Annotated in this window: 13 protein-coding genes and 1 riboswitch; of the genes, 6 read left to right on the top strand and 7 right to left on the bottom strand. The window is 64.9% G+C overall.

The genetic code is table 11. The features are described 5' to 3' along the window. The first annotated feature begins 73 nt into the window (after positions 1 to 73). The 5 genes from O3299_RS09295 to O3299_RS09275 all read left to right on the top strand — a co-directional run bounded on the left by O3299_RS09295 (position 74) and on the right by O3299_RS09275 (position 7,127). Positions 74 to 1,231, top strand: coding sequence for an ABC transporter substrate-binding protein (locus tag O3299_RS09295; RefSeq protein WP_046682990.1), 1,158 nt, complete (start codon positions 74 to 76; stop codon positions 1,229 to 1,231). A gap of 85 nt (positions 1,232 to 1,316) precedes the next feature. Then, positions 1,317 to 2,207: a branched-chain amino acid ABC transporter permease gene (locus O3299_RS09290; RefSeq protein WP_034782923.1), complete on the top strand. Its 891-nt coding sequence runs from the start codon at positions 1,317 to 1,319 to the stop codon at positions 2,205 to 2,207. Positions 2,208 to 2,214: 7 nt separating this feature from the next. Further along, positions 2,215 to 4,158, top strand: coding sequence for an ATP-binding cassette domain-containing protein (locus O3299_RS09285; protein ID WP_305062133.1), 1,944 nt, complete (start codon positions 2,215 to 2,217; stop codon positions 4,156 to 4,158). Between the two features lie 10 nt (positions 4,159 to 4,168). Then, positions 4,169 to 4,891 (top strand): ABC transporter ATP-binding protein, encoded by a 723-nt coding sequence (locus O3299_RS09280; protein ID WP_099667581.1) that lies wholly within the window; start codon positions 4,169 to 4,171, stop codon positions 4,889 to 4,891. Between the two features lie 82 nt (positions 4,892 to 4,973). Beyond that, positions 4,974 to 7,127: a TonB-dependent siderophore receptor gene (locus O3299_RS09275; protein WP_305062132.1), complete on the top strand. Its 2,154-nt coding sequence runs from the start codon at positions 4,974 to 4,976 to the stop codon at positions 7,125 to 7,127. A 3-nt stretch (positions 7,128 to 7,130) separates the two neighbouring features. Here the strand turns inward: O3299_RS09275 and O3299_RS09270 are convergent, their stop codons facing one another. The 7 genes from O3299_RS09270 to O3299_RS09240 form a co-directional block, all read right to left on the bottom strand. Next, positions 7,131 to 7,451, bottom strand: a complete 321-nt coding sequence (locus O3299_RS09270; protein ID WP_251348370.1) for a DUF2288 domain-containing protein — start codon at positions 7,449 to 7,451, stop codon at positions 7,131 to 7,133. Positions 7,452 to 7,495: 44 nt separating this feature from the next. Further along, positions 7,496 to 8,203 (bottom strand): RES family NAD+ phosphorylase, encoded by a 708-nt coding sequence (locus O3299_RS09265; RefSeq protein ID WP_289897582.1) that lies wholly within the window; start codon positions 8,201 to 8,203, stop codon positions 7,496 to 7,498. A 2-nt stretch (positions 8,204 to 8,205) separates the two neighbouring features. Then, positions 8,206 to 8,643, bottom strand: a complete 438-nt coding sequence (locus tag O3299_RS09260) for an MbcA/ParS/Xre antitoxin family protein (protein WP_071076812.1) — start codon at positions 8,641 to 8,643, stop codon at positions 8,206 to 8,208. Positions 8,644 to 8,780: 137 nt separating this feature from the next. After that, entirely contained in the window at positions 8,781 to 11,399 is a 2,619-nt protein-coding gene (locus tag O3299_RS09255; protein ID WP_305062131.1) for a S53 family peptidase, read from the bottom strand. Positions 11,400 to 11,482: 83 nt separating this feature from the next. Further along, positions 11,483 to 11,569, bottom strand: a riboswitch (cyclic di-GMP riboswitch). A 275-nt stretch (positions 11,570 to 11,844) separates the two neighbouring features. Then, on the bottom strand, positions 11,845 to 12,258 hold the full coding sequence (gene fos / locus O3299_RS09250) for a fosfomycin resistance glutathione transferase (protein WP_305062130.1): 414 nt from the start codon (positions 12,256 to 12,258) through the stop codon (positions 11,845 to 11,847). A gap of 245 nt (positions 12,259 to 12,503) precedes the next feature. Next, positions 12,504 to 14,204: a single-stranded-DNA-specific exonuclease RecJ gene (gene recJ, locus O3299_RS09245; protein WP_099667585.1), complete on the bottom strand. Its 1,701-nt coding sequence runs from the start codon at positions 14,202 to 14,204 to the stop codon at positions 12,504 to 12,506. Beyond that, the gene (locus O3299_RS09240) at positions 14,201 to 15,253 is read right to left on the bottom strand and encodes a hypothetical protein (RefSeq protein WP_305062129.1); all 1,053 of its coding nucleotides are present in this window, start codon (positions 15,251 to 15,253) and stop codon (positions 14,201 to 14,203) included. Before O3299_RS09240 ends, recJ begins: the two co-directional genes overlap by 4 nt. Positions 15,254 to 15,413: 160 nt before the next feature. Here O3299_RS09240 and O3299_RS09235 point away from each other — a divergent pair, with 160 nt between their 5' ends. Further along, positions 15,414 to 16,691, top strand: a complete 1,278-nt coding sequence (locus tag O3299_RS09235; RefSeq protein WP_289914375.1) for a lipoprotein-releasing ABC transporter permease subunit — start codon at positions 15,414 to 15,416, stop codon at positions 16,689 to 16,691. The last annotated feature ends 3 nt before the right edge of the window (positions 16,692 to 16,694 follow it).

The following is a 16,694-nucleotide window of genomic DNA, read 5'->3' as shown; positions in this document are numbered from 1 at the left end:
CGATGGGGCGGTTATCCAGCGTACGACTATAAAAATAAGTGGCATTAAAAACGTTGTATCAGAGGAGATGACAATGAATTTGAAACAGAAATTGCTCGTGGCAAGTTTGGTTTTGGGTTTCTCGCAGGCGGCAGTCGCAGCCGACCCCATCAAGATCGGCGTGTCCGGACCGTTTACGGGCGGTTCCGCGCCGATGGGCGTGTCGATGCGCGACGGCGTCAAGCTGGCCGTCGCTGAAATCAATGCTAAGGGCGGCGTGCTGGGCCGTTCCCTGCTGCTCATCGAGCGCGATGACGAAGCGAAGAACGAACGCGGCGTGCAGATCGCCCAAGAACTGATCAACAAGGAAAAGGTCGCCGCCACCGTCGGCTACATCAACACGGGCGTGGCCCTCGCTTCGCAGCGCTTTTACCAGGAAGCGAAGATTCCCGTCATGAATAATGTGGCGACGGGTTCCATCGTCACCAAGCAATTCGCCGACCAGCCGGAAAACTACATCTTCCGCAATGCGGCCAATGACACCATCCAGTCCGGCATGATCGTGCACGAGGCGATCGAAAACCGCAAGTTCAAGAAAGTGGCGATCCTGGCCGACTCCACCAACTATGGCCAGCTGGGCCGCGAAGATCTGGAAAAGGCGCTCGACAAGAAGGGCATCAAGCCCGTCGTCGTGGAAAAATACAACATCAAGGACGTCGACATGACGGCCCAGTTGCTGAAAGCCAAGCAGGCGGGCGCGGAAGTCGTGCTGACCTACGGCATCGGCCCGGAACTGGCGCAGATCGCCAACGGCATGGAAAAACTGGGCTGGAAAGTGCCGCTGATCGGCAGCTGGACCCTGGCCATGGGTAACTTCATCGACAACGCGGGCAAGAACGGCAATGGCACGCGCATGCCGCAAACCTTCATCCAGGACGCCAGCACGCCGAAGCGCAAGGCCTTCATCGACGCCTACGTGGCCGCCTACAAGCCATCGGGCGGACGCATGCCGTCGGCCGTCTCGGCCGCGCAAGGCTACGATTCCATCTACCTGCTGGCCGCGGCCATCACGCAGGCGGGCGGCACGGACGGCCCGAAAGTGCGCGCCGCGCTGGAAAACCTGAACGAAAAGGTGGAAGGCGCCGTCACCACCTACAACAAACCGTTCAGCAAGACCAACCATGAAGCGATCACGGCCGACCTGACCGTGTTTGGCGAAGTCAAGGACGGCAAGGTCGTCCTCGCGAAATAAGCCTGGCGGACAGTCGCCGCGCAGTGGCCAGCCTTGAGGAATCAGGACTGGCCATTTTTTCATCTTTCGTCTTCCGGGGAATACCATGGAAATCTTCCTGCAGCTCGTCTTCAGCGGCATCGCGCTGGGCATGATCTATGCCGTCATCGCCTTCGGTTACCAGCTGACCTTTGCCACTTCCGGCACCCTCAATTTCGGCCAGGGCGAATCCCTGATGCTGGGCGCGCTCGTGGGCCTCTCCCTGGTGGGCACCATCCATGGCGGGCCGTACATGAGCTACCTGCTGATGATCCCCATCGTCATCGTCTTCGGCGCCTTGCAGGGCGTGTTCGTCGAATGGATAGGCGTGCGGCCCGCCATCAAGATCAAGTCCGAATTCGGCTGGATCATGTCGACCATCGCGCTGGCCATCATTTTCAAGAACGTGGCGGAAAACATCTGGGGCAAGGATGACCTGATGTTCCCGTCGCCGCTGTCGGCCGCGCCGTTCCAGGTATTCGGCGCCAATGTGCAGCAGATGCAGGTGGCCGTCATCGTCGGCGCGCTGGCCATCATGCTGGCCGTGGAAGTATTCAACCGCAAGTCGATCTATGGCAAGGCCGTCGTGGCGACGGCCAACGACCGCGACGCGGCCGGTTTGATGGGCATCAACACGGGCATGGTCATCACGTTTTCCTATGCGCTGTCGTCGGCCACGGCGGCGTTCGCGGGCGTGCTGGTGGCGCCGCTGACCCTGACGGGTGCGACCATGGGCGCTTCGCTGGGCTTGAAAGCGTTTGCCGTGGCCATCATCGGCGGCCTGACGTCGGGCGTGGGCGCCATCGTCGGCGGGCTGATCCTGGGCATCGCCGAGACGACCACCGGCTACTACATCTCCACCGGCTACAAGGAAGTGCCAGGTCTGCTGCTCCTGCTGCTGGTGCTGGCCATCAAGCCGTCCGGCCTGTTCGGCAAAGCCGCGATCAAGAAAGTCTGAGGACGACATGAACAAGAAAATCACCATGCTGGCGTTGAGCGCGGCGGGACTGGCCGTGCTCGCGCTGTTCCCCATCGTCATTCCGAACCCATATTACATCCACCTGGCCGAGACCATATTGATCTATGCCATCCTGCTGTTCGGTCTCGATATCGTCGTCGGCTACACGGGCCAGGTGTCGCTGGGCCACGCGGGCCTGTTCGGCATCGGTTCCTACGCCACGGGCGTGCTGGTGTTCAAGCTGGGCGCGCCGTTCTGGCTGGCCATCCCCGCCAGCATCCTGGGCGCGGCCGTCTTCGGCGCCATCCTGGCCTTGCCGGCCCTGCGCGTGACGGGGCCCTACCTGGCGATGGTGACCCTGGCCTTCGGCACCATCGTGCAAATCCTGATCAATGAGATGAGCTTCCTGACGGAAGGGCCGATGGGCATCAAGATCCACAAGCCCGTCCTGTTCGGCCACAAGCTTTCCGAGGTCGAGTATTACTACATGGTCGCCGCGCTGCTGGTGATCTCGCTGGTGGTGGTGCACCGCATTCTGAAATCGAACCTGGGCCGGGCGTTCGAAGCCTTGCGCGACAGCCCCATCGCCTCGGATTGCATGGGCGTGTCCGTGTACCGCTACAAGGTCTACGCCTTCGTCATCAGCGCCGGTTTCGCGGGCCTGGCCGGCAGCCTGTATGCGTATTCGGAAGAATACATTTCGCCCAATACCTACAACTTCGAGCTGACGATATTGTTTCTGCTGGCCGTCATCATGGGCGGGCGTAAGACGCGTTCCGGCGCCCTGATCGGCGCCCTGATCGTCGTCATGCTGCCCAGCCTGCTGTCGGATATCGAATTGTTCCGCAAGATCGCCGTCGGCGCCGCCGTGCTGGGCGTGATCGGATCCATCATCATGCTGGCGAAGAAGCGTTCCACCGTGCGCGGCGTGCTCGTGCCCCTGGTGGCCACCATCGGCCTGGCCGCGTATTCGTACAAGCTGGAAAACATGGTCGACTGGCGTCTGACCATCTTCGGCCTGATGACCTTATTTGTCGTGTACTACCTGCAGGACGGCATCGTCGGCTTCCTGATGAGCTTTATCGGCAAGGGCCGGCGCCATGTGGAAGCCGTCGCCTCGCACGGCGTGGCGCCGTTCGACCACGCCCAGGGCGGGCAGCAGGGCGCGACCCTGCTGCGCGTGGAACATGCCCTGATGCAGTTCGGCGGCCTGAAAGCGCTGAACCAGGTGGACTTGAACGTCACGCAGGGTTCCGTGCACGGCTTGATCGGGCCGAACGGCTCGGGTAAGAGCACGATGATGAACGTGCTGACTGGGATCTACAAGCCGACGGCGGGCAGGGTGGAATTTGCCGGCGTGGTGATCTCCGGCCGCACGCCGTCCGAAATCGCCCTGGGCGGCGTGGCGCGCACCTTCCAGAACGTGCAGCTGTTCGGCGAGATGACGGCGACGGAAAACGTGCTGGTGGGCTTGCACAACACGTTTAAATCGAACGTGCTGGACGTGATGCTGCATACGCCCCGCTACAAGCGCGAAGAGAAGGCGGCGCGCGAGCGGGCCGCCAGCATCCTCGAATTCGTCGGCCTGGCCGACCTGGCCAACGAAGAGGCGCGCAATCTGCCGTATGGCAAGCAGCGGCTGCTGGAAATCGGCCGCGCGCTGGGCCTGAACCCGCGCCTGCTGCTGCTCGACGAGCCGGCGGCGGGCCTGACGGCGCCCGACATCAAGGAACTGATGGCCATCATCCGCAAGATCCGCGAGCACGGCATCACCATCATCCTGATCGAGCATCACATGGACGTGGTGATGGCCCTGTCGGACGTGGTGACGGTGCTGGACTTCGGCCAGAAGATCGCCGAAGGCGTGCCCGCGCTTGTCCAGAGCGACCCGAAAGTGATCGAAGCCTACCTGGGCGGCAGCGCCGAAACCCTGGCGCCAGCGGCGCACTGAGAGGAAGACCATGCTGACCATTAATAATCTGCACGCCGCCTACGGCAAAGTCGAAGTCTTGCACGGCATTTCGCTCGACGTCCCGAAGGGCAAGCTGGTGACCCTGATCGGTTCGAACGGGGCCGGCAAGACCACCACCATGCGCGCCATTTCCGGCATGCTCAAACCGAAATCCGGCACTGTCACCCTGGGCGGCAAGGATGTCACGGGGCTCGATTCGCACCGCATCGCGCGCGCGGGACTGGCCCATTCGCCGGAAGGCAGGAGGGTGTTCGCCTCGATGTCGGTGACGGACAACCTGCTGCTGGGCGCCTTCCCCCGCTTTACGCGGGCGCGCCCGAAAGGCGACATCAAGGGCGACCTGGACAAGGCGCTGGAACTGTTCCCCCGCCTGAAGGAGCGGCGCGACCAGCTGGCCGGCACCTTGTCGGGCGGCGAGCAGCAAATGCTGGCCATGGCCCGCGCCGTGATGCTGAACCCGGAAGTGATCCTGCTGGACGAGCCGTCGATGGGCCTGGCGCCGATTCTGGTGGAAGAAGTCTTCCGCATCATCACGCGCTTGAAGGCGGAAGGCGTGACCATGCTGCTGGTCGAGCAATTCGCCGCCGCCGCCCTGAACGTGGCCGATTACGGCTACGTGCTGGAAAACGGCAGCATTTCCGTGCACGGGCCGGCGGAAAGCCTGAAAAATGATCCGAAGGTGATCGCGGCTTACCTGGGCGGCGGGCATTGAACATGGCTGGACAATGCGCTTGCTGCGCATTGTCAAATCCTCTACACTGCGCTTCCCAATCCGCAGTGTAGAAAAAGGCATCATGCGCAGCGCCAGCCCGTTTTCCCCGCTTTTCCCTCCGCTTTTATCCCCGCTTTTTTTCCTGCTCTTGCCCGCCGCGGCCTGCGCCGACGATGCGCCGCTGCAAAAGGTTGAAATTACCGCCGCCAGCGGCGTACAGCAGCGGCGCGACGACACGGCCGCGAAGATCATCGTCAGCCGCGACGACCTGGCCCAATATGGGGACAGCAGCCTGGCCGCGACGTTGAAACGCCAGCCCGGCGTCTCCATCGTCGGCGGCGAGGTGCGCATGCGGGGCCTGGGGGCCGGCTACACGCAGATGCTGATCAACGGCGACCCCGCGCCACCGGGTTTTTCCATCGAATCGATAGCACCCGAGATGATCGAGCGCATCGAGATTTTGCGCAGCGCGACGGCCGAATACAGCATGCGGGCCGTCGCCGGCAGCATCAACGTGATCTTGCGCAAGGGCGCCAGCGGCGCCGAGCGCGAAGGGAAGCTGGGCGCGGGCCGGCAGGATGGCCGCTGGCAGCCTGCCGCGTCGCTGCGCGTGGCGGACAAGCTGCCCGGTTTCGCCTATGCGCTAACGGGTGCTCTGGAGCGCACGGCCGACGACGTGGCGGGAAGGACGACTGAAACAAGCGCAGATGCCACCGGCACGCTGCTGGCGCAGCGCACAACGCGCACGCGCAATGCTTCGTCTGTCAACAAGGCCAGCCTGACGCCGCGCCTGCACTGGACCCTGGACAAGGGCGACACCATCACCTGGCAAAGCCTGCTGGACTGGTACCGCACGGGGTTTGACGGCGTGGCGCGCGAAACGACCTTGCTGGGGGCGGCCTCCAGTTACCCGCGCAATGGCGCCACCTCGCAAGCCAGCGTGTTTTCAGCGCGCAGCGATGTGAGCTGGGCGCACTCGCTGGGGACGGCGGGCAAGCTGACGGCCAGGCTGGGCGTCAACCACAACCGGCGCGACACGGATTACCTTTTCCATGGCGAGACGGCCGCCGGCGCACCCCTGCTGCTGCGCGGCGTGGTTTCCGACGCCATCGACGATAGCGTCAACAGCAGCGGCAAGTACCTGGGCCGGCTCGGTGGCGGCCACGCCCTGAGCCTGGGCTGGGATGGCAGCCTGATACGCCGCAGCGAGTCGCGCCGCCAGCGCGACACGTACCTTGCCGGCGGCGCGCCGTATGCGCTCGATGAAGACTACGCGGCCGACGTGCGGCGCCTGGCCCTGTATGCGCAGGATGAATGGGACGTGACGCCGCGCCTGCAAATGTATGCGGGCGTGCGCTGGGAAGGCTTGCAGACGGCGACCGAGGGCCGCACCTTGAGCGAAGTGCGCACGCGGGCCAGCGTCTGGAGTCCCGTGGCGCAGCTGTTGTGGAAGTTGCCGCAGCAGGAGCGCGACCAGCTGCGGCTGGCGCTGGCGCGCACCTACAAGGCGCCTACCACGCGCAACCTGGTGCCGCGCCGCTATACCGTCAACAATGGCAACAGCGCCAACAATCCCGATTTCCAGGGCAATCCCGCGCTGCGCCCGGAACTGGCGTGGGGGCTGGACGCGGCGTATGAAAGCTATTTTGGCAAGAGCGGCGTGGCCAGCCTGTCGGCATTCACGCGGCGCATCAGCGACGTCACCGTGCAGCGCCTGTTCCTGCACGACGGCATCTGGACGGCCAGCCCGTTCAACAATGGCGCGACCACGGTGCGCGGCATCGAGCTGGATGTGAAATTTCCCCTGCGGACCTGGTGGGCGCAGGCGCCCGACGTCGACGTGCGCGCCAATGCGGGGCGCAACTGGTCCAGGGTCGCCGCCGTGCCGGGTCCCGGCAACCGCCTGGCCAGCCAGGTGCCGGCCACGCTCAACCTGGGACTCGATTACCGGCGCTCGCCGGCGATGAGCATGGGCGGCAATCTGAACGTGCAGACGGGCGGCCTGGCGCGGCTCGATGCGCACGCCAGCAGCCATGCGGGCGTGCGGCGCACCCTCGACGCGTATGCGCTGTGGCAGCCGGACGCGAAAACGCGCGTGCGCCTGTCGGCGGCCAACCTGCTGCACCAGCAGCAGGTGCAAGGGCAATCCTGGGTCGATGATGCAGGCCGCAGCGACAGCGTGACGACCCTCGATGGCAGCGTTGCGCTGCGCCTGATGCTCGAGCGCAGCCTGTAGGCATCAGTGTTTGGTGGGCTTTTCCTGCTGCACCAGAATGAACGGGCTGACGACGACGGCCCACAGCGCGGCATCGGCTGCCTGCCAGTCCAGCGCCTGCTGGTCCGACACCTTGGCGACCTTGCCATCGACCATCCATTGCGTGATGGTGGCCTTGTCGTCGTGCGAGATGCGCACGGCCACTTCGACCAGGTCCAGTTCATTGGCGACCCAGACGACGTTGCCCTGGGCGAAATGCTTTTCCAGCTCGCTCCAGGCCAGGCGGGCCGTTTCGCTGTTCACTTTGAGGCGCAGTTCGGTGTCTTTTTCAGGATTGGTTTGCATGCGAAATATCAGGTTGCGGTGAGTCGGGTGCCGGTGCGCGCGGTTTATTTGCCTGGCAAGGCTTCCACCTGCGGCGTCGGCGTACCCCGCCATGTTAACCGATAGGCGGCGCCTTTGCGAACATTGCCGACCAGGGCAGGGCGGAAGCAGGCCAGGTTGGTGCCGCTGGCGTGACGCACGCTGGGGAAGATCACGCCCATGGAGCCGGCTTCGAGCAGGATGGCGGCCAGGTCTTGCGAGGCGATGTAGCTGGCCGGGTCCAGGCAAGCCTGGTAGCGCTGCTGGCCGCGCAAGTCGTGGAAACTGGCGGAAAAATCGGCCAGCAGCGACTGGTAGTTGACGCTGTCGTCGAAATAGTCGATTTCCTGGTATTCCACGGTTTTATGGAAAATGATCTCGGCCAGCGCCGTTTTCATGTCGAAGGCGCAATACCAGGCGCCCCGTTCGCCATCGTTGAAACGCGCCCCTTCCGGGCGGGCATACGTGTAGGCGGCGTTGATGATGCGGAAGTGCGGCACGCCAAAAACCAGCTCGTCCACGCCAATTCCTGGCGCGCCGCCGTACTCGGCCACCAGGCGCGCGTTGGTCGCGTTGTCGAGCTCGAACAGCTCCCGCAGGTGATCGTCGTTCTCGGCCAGGGGCGCCAGCACGGAGTCTTCCATGTCGGCGAAGCGCGAGGGGATCAGGCGGCAAGTGTCGATCTGGCGCAAGGCGGCCAGCGGCGGCAGGTGCTCATTCGGGGCGGCAGGCACGATCACAGCCCTCCGCGGCGCGCGTCGAGCAGCTTGCGCACCGTCTGCATGGCCAGCAAGCCGCCGGCCAGCATCTGCGACAGGGGCGTGCGGCCGCCGAAGATGGGATTCTTGTTGGGCAAACTCACCCATTCGTCGGCCAGCTTGTCGCCGTACAGGATGTGCAAGGCCTTGTAGATGCCCAGCAAATAGGAAATGCGCGTGATGCGGTCCACTTCCAGCACGCGGTCCGGGTGCTTCTTCCACTCGTACCAGGCGCTGCTGGACAGGCCGCCCAGCAATTCGCGCGCATCGTCGTCGCGCAGCTTCCAGGCGGCGGCCAGCTTGAAAAATCCTTTCAAGGCCGCCTGCGACAATCGCTCGCGCTCGGCTTTGGCATTCAGGTCGACGAGCACGGCCGGCTCGAAGCGGCTCTTGGGGTAGGCGTAGGCGAGATTCATGGCATATCCTTCATTAAAACTCTGTATATGGACTATTTATACTCCTTTTCTGGATTCGTTGCAACGGCCGCGCGCATGCAAAACGGGGCGCGCCAGGACGGGAGTCCCGGAGCGCCCCGTTGGCGGGCCGCGTTCGCTTATCTGGCCGTGACGGTGACGGGCACGGTGAGCTGCGCCGTCAAGCCGTTACTGTCCAGCGCCACGACCTTCAGCGCATAGCTGCCGGCCACCGGTTGCGGCCAGGTGGCCGTGATGGTCATGCCGCTCATGGAAAACTGCATGCCCAGCGGCGCGCCGAGGATGGAGATCCACAGGGCGTTCGCGCCCGGCGCCGTCAGCACGATGCTGCCGCTCATGGCCTTGCCGGCCACGCCCGTCATGGCGGCGGCGCTGATCGTGGGGCCGGCGGCGGCGATTTTCACCGTGGCCACGGCCTGGCCCGTCAAGCCCGTCTTGCCATCTTTGGCGATGACGGTCACGCTGTAGCTGCCCAGCACGGGGCTGGCCCAGCTGACGACGCCGGCGGCGCTGACGGCCATGCCGGACGGCGCGCCTGACAGGCTGTACGTGACGGGGTTGGGCGCCACCGTCGTGGCGGTGAACGACAGGGCCACGCCCGGCTTGCCGCTCACGCTGGCTACCGTGACGACGGGGGGCAGCGGGGCGGCGATGGCCACCGTATATATACCCTTGCCGCTCAGGCCAGTCTTGCTGTCCGTGGCTGTCACGGTGACGGCATAGGTGCCGGCCACGGGCGCGGCCCAGCTCACCAGTCCGGCGCTGCTGATGGTCATGCCGGCCGGTGCGCCGGCGAGCGTGTAGCTGACGGGATTGGGGGCGGAGACGCTGACATTGAACGCCAGGGCCGTGCCAACCTTGCCCGTGATGGCGCCGGCGCCGACGACGGGCGGCGCGACGGGGGTAATGACGATGGCGTACACGCCCTGGCCACTGAGGCCGTTGACGGTATCCTTGGCCACCATGGTCACGGCATACGTGCCCGCGACGGGGGCGGCCCAGCTGACCACGCCCGTGGCGGCAATGCTCATGCCGGCCGGCGCGCCCAGCATGCTGTAGCTGAGGGGATTGGCAGCGGTGGCCGAGACGGTGAACGACAGCGGCTTGCCGGCCGCGCCGCTGATGCTGGCCGGCGCCACCACGGGCGCGGTCGGTGCAATCTGCGTGCCCGACAGGCCGGCCAGCAGGCTTTTCACGTTCGGCGTGCCCAGGCCGCCCAGCGGGTCATAGCCGACCCTGGCCGTGCACACGCTGCAGGTGCCGTTGCTGCCGCGCGTGATGTCGGCAAAGCTGCTGGCAAAGGTGCCGGGCACGCTGGCGATCTGGCCGTACAAGATGTTGTGCGGCAAGCCGAGCGCCGCCTTCGCCTGCAGCGCGCGGCTGGCGTTGGCGATGGCGACCAGGCCGGCCCATTGCGGCGTGGACAGGCTGGTGCCGCCAATGCTGAGCCAGCTGGCGGTGCTGCTGCCTGGCGTCATCACTGCCGTGTACTGGCCCGTGGCGGGGTCGGCATTGAAGGCCACGTCGGCCACGTTGCGGCGCAGCAAGTTGGTCAGGCCGGGCACGCTGGCCGTCTGGTAGGCGGGCAGTGCCGTATAGGCGCTGATGCCGCCGCCCGTACCGGACCAGGCCGTTTCGCTGCGCACGCCGCTGCCGCTGTAGCTGAGCGTGGTGCCGCCCACGGCCAGCACGTTGGACGACACGGACGGCCAGGACACGCCGCTGCCCGAATCGCCCGTGGCGGCCAGGTAGCTCATGTTCTTGCCCGTGAAGGCGCTGTCGACGGATGCTGTCCAGTTGCCTTCGGCGGCGCCAAAGCTCATCGACACGACGCCAGGCCCCATCTGGTTGGCCAGGCGCACGGCGCCCAGCAGGCTGTTGATGGAAGCGTCGGGCGCCTCGATCAGCACGATGCGCGCCAGCGGCGCCGTGGCATGCGCCCACTGCACGTCGAGCGCAATTTCCATGGCCCAGCCCGAGTTATAGGCGGGCGCCGTGGCCGTCATGGTGCTCGATGGCGTGTTGTAGACAACAGAAAATTCACAGCCGCTGGCCGGGGCGGGCGGCAGGGGCAGGGTGGCATTCGTGGCGATAGCCTTGGTGGTGCAGCCGGGCAAGCCGAATTTCTGGTTGAAGATGGCCAGTTCGGCCGCCGCGTTCGGGTTGTGCATGGCGTCGACGATGTAGATCGTCTGTCCCGCGCCCAGCTGTGCGGCCTGGGCTGGCGTCAGCGCCGTGCCGGCCGCCGGCAGGGCGGGCAAGTCGTAGGCGGCGCGGATTTGCGCGGGAGAATAGGTCGCCACCACGCTGCTGCCGGCCATGGGCGCGGCGATGTTGCCCGCGCCGCCGTCCAGCAAGGGGGCGATATCCTGTGCCGCCTGTTCCGAGGCGGCGATTCTTTGCGCCGTCAGGCGGCGCGTGGTCATTTCCCGCATGGCGCCGGGCACGTTTTGCAAGTGCGGCCGCCAGTGGGCCGAGCCGCTGCTGTTGGCGCTGTCGCGCCCGTCAGGCGCATCGAGCAGGGCCGGGGCCGCATGAAACATCGGTTGCACCACCAGCGCGCCGACGGCGGCGGGGACGACGGGCACCTCGACGGTGAACTGTGTCGCGGCCGTGGCGATGGCGGCAGGCGGTGTCGAGGTCTCCTGGCCGGGGCCGCAGGCGGCCAGCAGGAGGGCGGCTGTGGCGCCCAGCAGCAGGCGCCCGTGACGGTGATGCGGGGGAATGATTTTTTTCATGGCGAAACTCTCCGAGTTGGGCGAGGGCCACATCTCGACAATGCTTCCAGGCTGGCGCCGCGCGCTGGCGGTCCCGGCCCTGCATTGGCAGCCCCGCTGCCGTGGCGCTTGCGCGCGGTAGGCCGGTGGCTTTGCGTCCCCGCCTTTCGACGGGTTTGCCCTCAAAACTGATCATGCATCATTGGGAATTTCCTGATGCGTCATCGATTTTAGCGAATTTGCCAAATAAGTGTTAACTATTTTCAATCAATATTTTTATTTATGCAATAAAATGTGGCAAATTTGCCTATTGATGGATGGAATCTTGTCAGGCTGATTAAGTCTTAAAAGCAAGGTTATCAAGGGTATACCGAGGCGTGACAGTGTTTTTTCACGGCAACGGCGCTTGCATTTTTCGTTTTCTAATGAATCTAACGAATTTGCTGAATATGCGATCTTTCCGGTCTCAATCCTCGAACACCATGCCCGGATACGGCGCTGCGCGGCAGGCCGCCAGCCGCTGCGCCAGGCTGCCAGCATGGGCTTCCAGCCGGTGGCCGTCCGGGTCGAGAAAATACAGGGAATCGCCGGCGCTGCGGTTTTGCTGCCATTCGGGCACGCCGGCGGCGCGCAGGCGGGCGGCAAAGGCGGTGAAGTCTTCCGGGGCAATGGAAAACGCATAGTGCGTATAGGCGGGGCTGGCCAGCGCGGCCGTGCCCTGTCCATCCAGCGACAGGCACAGCCACAAATCCCCGGCCGACAGATACGCGCCCCTGTCCCAGCGCGCATGCAGGCGCAGGCCCAAGGTGTCGCGGTAAAAGGCCACGCTGCGCGCCAGGTCGCGCACGGACAGGGTGAGGTGGTTCAGGCCGGTCAACATGGGGCTGGATAGCTTTCAGGTGGGGGAGGCCTGTGTCGGCTATCGCCATGATTTGATATCACTTTGTTCCACAGAAGTTTGAGATACAGCAACAAGGCCACAAACCTCACGGCACCTGACCAAACCGTAGCGAGCGGCAGTGAGGCTCGGCGCCCCCTTGTGGCCAAGAAGCGCAACCGTACTTCCAGTACGGTGAGCATCGCAGGCGACCTATGCCGACGCGCAGTAGGTGGTGTCAGGTGTCACTACGCAGGCTCGGCGTGCTCCACCATGAGTTGTACTTTGGTCGTGCCATTGTATTCATTCGCATCGAGCCGGAAGGCGACCCGCGTGCGCTCGCCCAGGGCGTCCGTGTGGCCGAACCAGATGGCGTCGAAGCGCACGCCGTTCTTTTCCAGCAACAGTTTCAAATGGCGCTCTTTTAATATGCGCTGGCTGACGACGCGGAATTCGTCGCAAAAGACGGGCGGGGCGAAGCCCTGGCCCCACACTTGCTCATCCATCAGCTCGATGAAGGCCGTCGTGTAATACGCGTCTTCCAGCGGGCCGTCCGTTTCCACCACCCGTTCCAGCTGTTGCTGGCTGAGCCAGGCCTGGCCTACGGCTTCGAAGGCCTGGGAAAAGGCGTCGAAGGCGTCGGCGCGGATGGTCAAGCCGGCCGCCATGGCGTGGCCGCCGAACTTGTCGATCAGGCTGGGCGCCCGTTTCGACACGAGGTCGAGCGCGTCGCGCAAGTGAAAGCCGGGGATCGAGCGTCCGGAACCTTTGATCCAGCCGTCCGCGCCCGGTGCGAACGTGATGGTCGGACGATAAAACTTTTCCTTCAGGCGCGAAGCGACGATGCCGATCACGCCCTGGTGCCAGGATTCATCGAAGACGCTGATGGTGCTGCTGTTGGCCGGTTCGAAAGCATCGAGGTGCAGCAGGGCCGTATCCTGCATTTCCGCCTCGATTTCGCGGCGCTTCAGGTTGATGTCGTTGAGTTGCTGGGCCAGCGCCCAGGCGCGGCCTTCGTCGTCCGTGACCAGGCATTCGATGCCCAGGGACATGTCCTGCAGGCGGCCGGCCGCATTCAGGCGCGGTCCCAGGGCAAAACCCAGGTCGAACGGCGTGGCGCTGCGCGCTTCGCGGCCCGCCACGCGGAACAGGGCGGCCACGCCCGCGTGCATATTGCCCTTGCGCATGCGCTTGAGACCTTGCGCGACGAGGATGCGGTTGTTCGTATCGAGACGCACCACGTCGGCCACCGTGCCCAGCGCCACCAGGTCGAGCAGGTTGTCGAGCTTGGGTTGCGTTTGCGCATCGAAGATGCCGCGCCGGCGCAGCTCGGCGCGCAAGGCCAGCAAGACGTAGAACACGACGCCCACGCCCGCCAGGTGTTTACTAGGGAAGCCGCAGGCGGGCTGGTTCGGGTTGACGATGACGGCCGCGTCGGGCAGGGTGTCGGCCGGCAAATGGTGGTCGGTGACAACCACCTGGATGCCGCGCCGGTTGGCCTCGGCGACGCCGTCGATGCTGGCGATGCCGTTGTCGACGGTGATGATGATGTCGGGCGACTTTTCGCGCGCGGTGAGCTCGACGATTTCCGGCGTCAGGCCGTAACCGTATTCAAAACGGTTGGGCACGATGAAGTCGACGTCGGCGCCCATGGCGCGCAAGCCGCGGATGGCGACGGCGCAGGCGGTGGCGCCGTCGCAATCGTAGTCGGCCACGATGACCATGCGTTTCTTGGCGGCAATGGCGTCGGCCAGGAAGACGCCGGCCGCGCCGATGTGCAGCAAGCCGGACGGCGGTATCAAGTCCTTCGGCTCGATCGAGAGCTCTTTCGCGTCGGACAGGCCGCGCGACGCGTACAAGCGGGCCAGCACGGGGTGGATGCCGCCCTGGCGCAGCAATTCGGATTCGCGGTAAGGGCAGGGACGGGTGGCGATGCGGGTACGGGTCATGATGCTTTCAACTTGTTCAGGGTAATCGCGCGCCAGAATTTGCGCTGCGCATGCTTGCTGGTGGTGCAGTCCAGCCAGGCGTCGCGGTGGCTCAGCACCAGGCGCAACTGGCCCAGGCGGCCATCCTTGAGGGCCGCCAGCAGGGGCGCGAACCAGTTCGCCTCCAGCGCTTGCAACTGCTGCAGCCACATGCCCCATTCCTGCGCCTGCGCCGCTTCGGTCAATCCGCCCAGCACGACGATGGCGTCGCTCTGGTCCGCCAGCACACTGCTTGGACTGGCGTCGCGCTGCGCCGGTTCCGCCAGCGCGGCCAGCCAGCCGGGCGCGTTCTTCGTATGCAGGCTGGCCGCGCAGCGCGCAGGTGCAGATGCAGCCAGGCTGCCGCCCCAGATCCAGAAGGAATTGATGGCTTTCAAGCCCCGCGCTTCGCGTGCCGCGTTGACGGGATGTTCATGCCACAGCATCTGCACTTCATTCTGCAGGCGGCGCGCGGCGCGCGCATGCTCGCCTTCCGGCATCCAAACGGACAGGTCTTGCGTGGTGGCGGCGTCCGGCGTGGCGCACTGCAAGTCGCTCCAGCCGTCGGCGCGCATGAACCAGGTGCCCGCGTCGCCATACGCCAGGGGCTGGCCGATTTCGTCGAAATACGGACGCGCCGTCTCGAACAGCGTGCGGCCATCGGCCTCGCTCAGCTTGAGCTGGCGCAAGTCTTCCAGGCTGATATGGCTGCGGGCGATGGCCAGGTGGGCCGGTTGCAGCAGGAAATAGCGCGCGCCCGGTTCCGGCGCCAGGCCGTAGCCGCGCATGGCCTGGGCCGCAAAGGCCGCCTGCGCCGCCTCGCCGTTGGGCGCGGACGACAGGGTCAAGGCATGCGCCAGCCACGCTTCGTGCGGCAGCAGGCGGTTGGCGCTATCAAAAGTTTCCAAATTGCAAGTGGAGGTGCGCGACAGCAGGGCCGCCAGGGCGGGTGCCTGCAAGACCTTGAGCAGGTCGGCAGCCAGTTCGGCATTGGGCAAGGCGAAGGGCAGGACGAGGGTAAGTTGATTCATCCCGAGATTGTAGGCGATTGTGGCGGTGGGGGAGTAGTTCCCGCGCTTTTTCCCTTGACGGCGGGCGCGGGAAAAGTCGCGCCACGGTGATGTGTTTCACGCATGAGTGTCATTTGTGTGGCACACTGCGCGCTCGCATATTACGTTGTCGCGGGAGCGCATGAGCATCATCAAACAATTTCCTTTTGAGTGGCAGGTTGGCGTGCGCTATACGCGTGCCGGGAAGCGCAGCGGCCGCAACAGCTTCATTTCCTTCATCTCCCTCATTTCCGTGGCCGGCATCGGCCTGGGCGTGGCCGCCCTGATCGTCGTCCTCTCCGTCATGAACGGCTTCCAGAAGGAAGTCACCGACCGGCTGATGTCGGTGCTGGCCCACGTCGAGGTGTTCGATACCAGCGGCTCGATGCCGAATTGGCAGGCGCAGGAGCGCGCCGCCTACGCCAACCCGCAAGTGAAAGCCGTGTCGCCGTTCGTGGAAACCCAGGGCATGCTGCTCAACGACGAAACCATGCGCCCGTCCGTCGTGCGCGGCGTGCTGCCGCAGCAGGAAGCCACCGTCTCCAGCGTGGCTTCCCAGATGAAGCAGGGCAGTTTCAAGGACCTCACGCCCGGCTCGTACAACATCGTGCTGGGCATCGACCTGGCCAAGGCGCTGGGCGTGCAGGTGGGGCAGAACGTCACCCTGATGCTGGAACGCGAGCCGAAGGCGGGCGACCCGGCCACAGGCATCGTCATGCCGCGCATGCGCGCGCTCAAAGTCGCCGGCATCTTCGAGGCAGGCCACAATGAACTCGATGGCAGCCTGGCGTTTGTGAACATGCAGGATGCGCAGCAGCTGCTGCAGCTCGACGGCCCGTCCGGCCTGCGTTTGCGCCTGCACGACATGAACCAGGCGCCGCAGGTGGCGCGCGAATTGAAAGCGTCGATGCCGGGCCAGCTGTGGATGCGCGACTGGTCGCGCGCCAGTGCCAGCTGGTATGCGCTGGTGCAAAGCCAGAAGAACATGATGTTCATCATCCTCAGCATGATCATCGCCGTGGCCGCGTTCAACCTCGTCTCGACCCTGGTCATGTCGGTCACCGACAAGCAGGCCGACATCGCCATTTTGCGCACCCTGGGCGCCTCGCCGTTCTCGATCATGAAGATATTCATGATCCAGGGCGCGCTGGTTGGCTTGCTGGGGAGTGCGCTGGGCGTGATCGGCGGCGTCGTGCTGGCGCTGAACGTGGGCGTCATCGTGCCCTTCATCGAAGGCATCTTCGGCCTGCACTTCATCTCGAAGGAAATCTACCAGATCAGCGCCGTGCCGTCGGACGTGCACTGGCTGGACGTGGCGCAGATCGGCCTGATCGCCTTTGGCCTGGCGCTGGTGGCGACCATCTACCCGAGCTGGCGCGCCGCGCGCGTCAAACCGGCCGAGGCGCTGCGCTACGAATAACAC

This window comes from Janthinobacterium sp. SUN176, from assembly GCF_030587335.1.
In the GTDB taxonomy this organism is placed as follows: domain Bacteria; phylum Pseudomonadota; class Gammaproteobacteria; order Burkholderiales; family Burkholderiaceae_D; genus Janthinobacterium; species Janthinobacterium kumbetense.
This window is presented reverse-complemented; position numbering and strand designations above follow the sequence as displayed.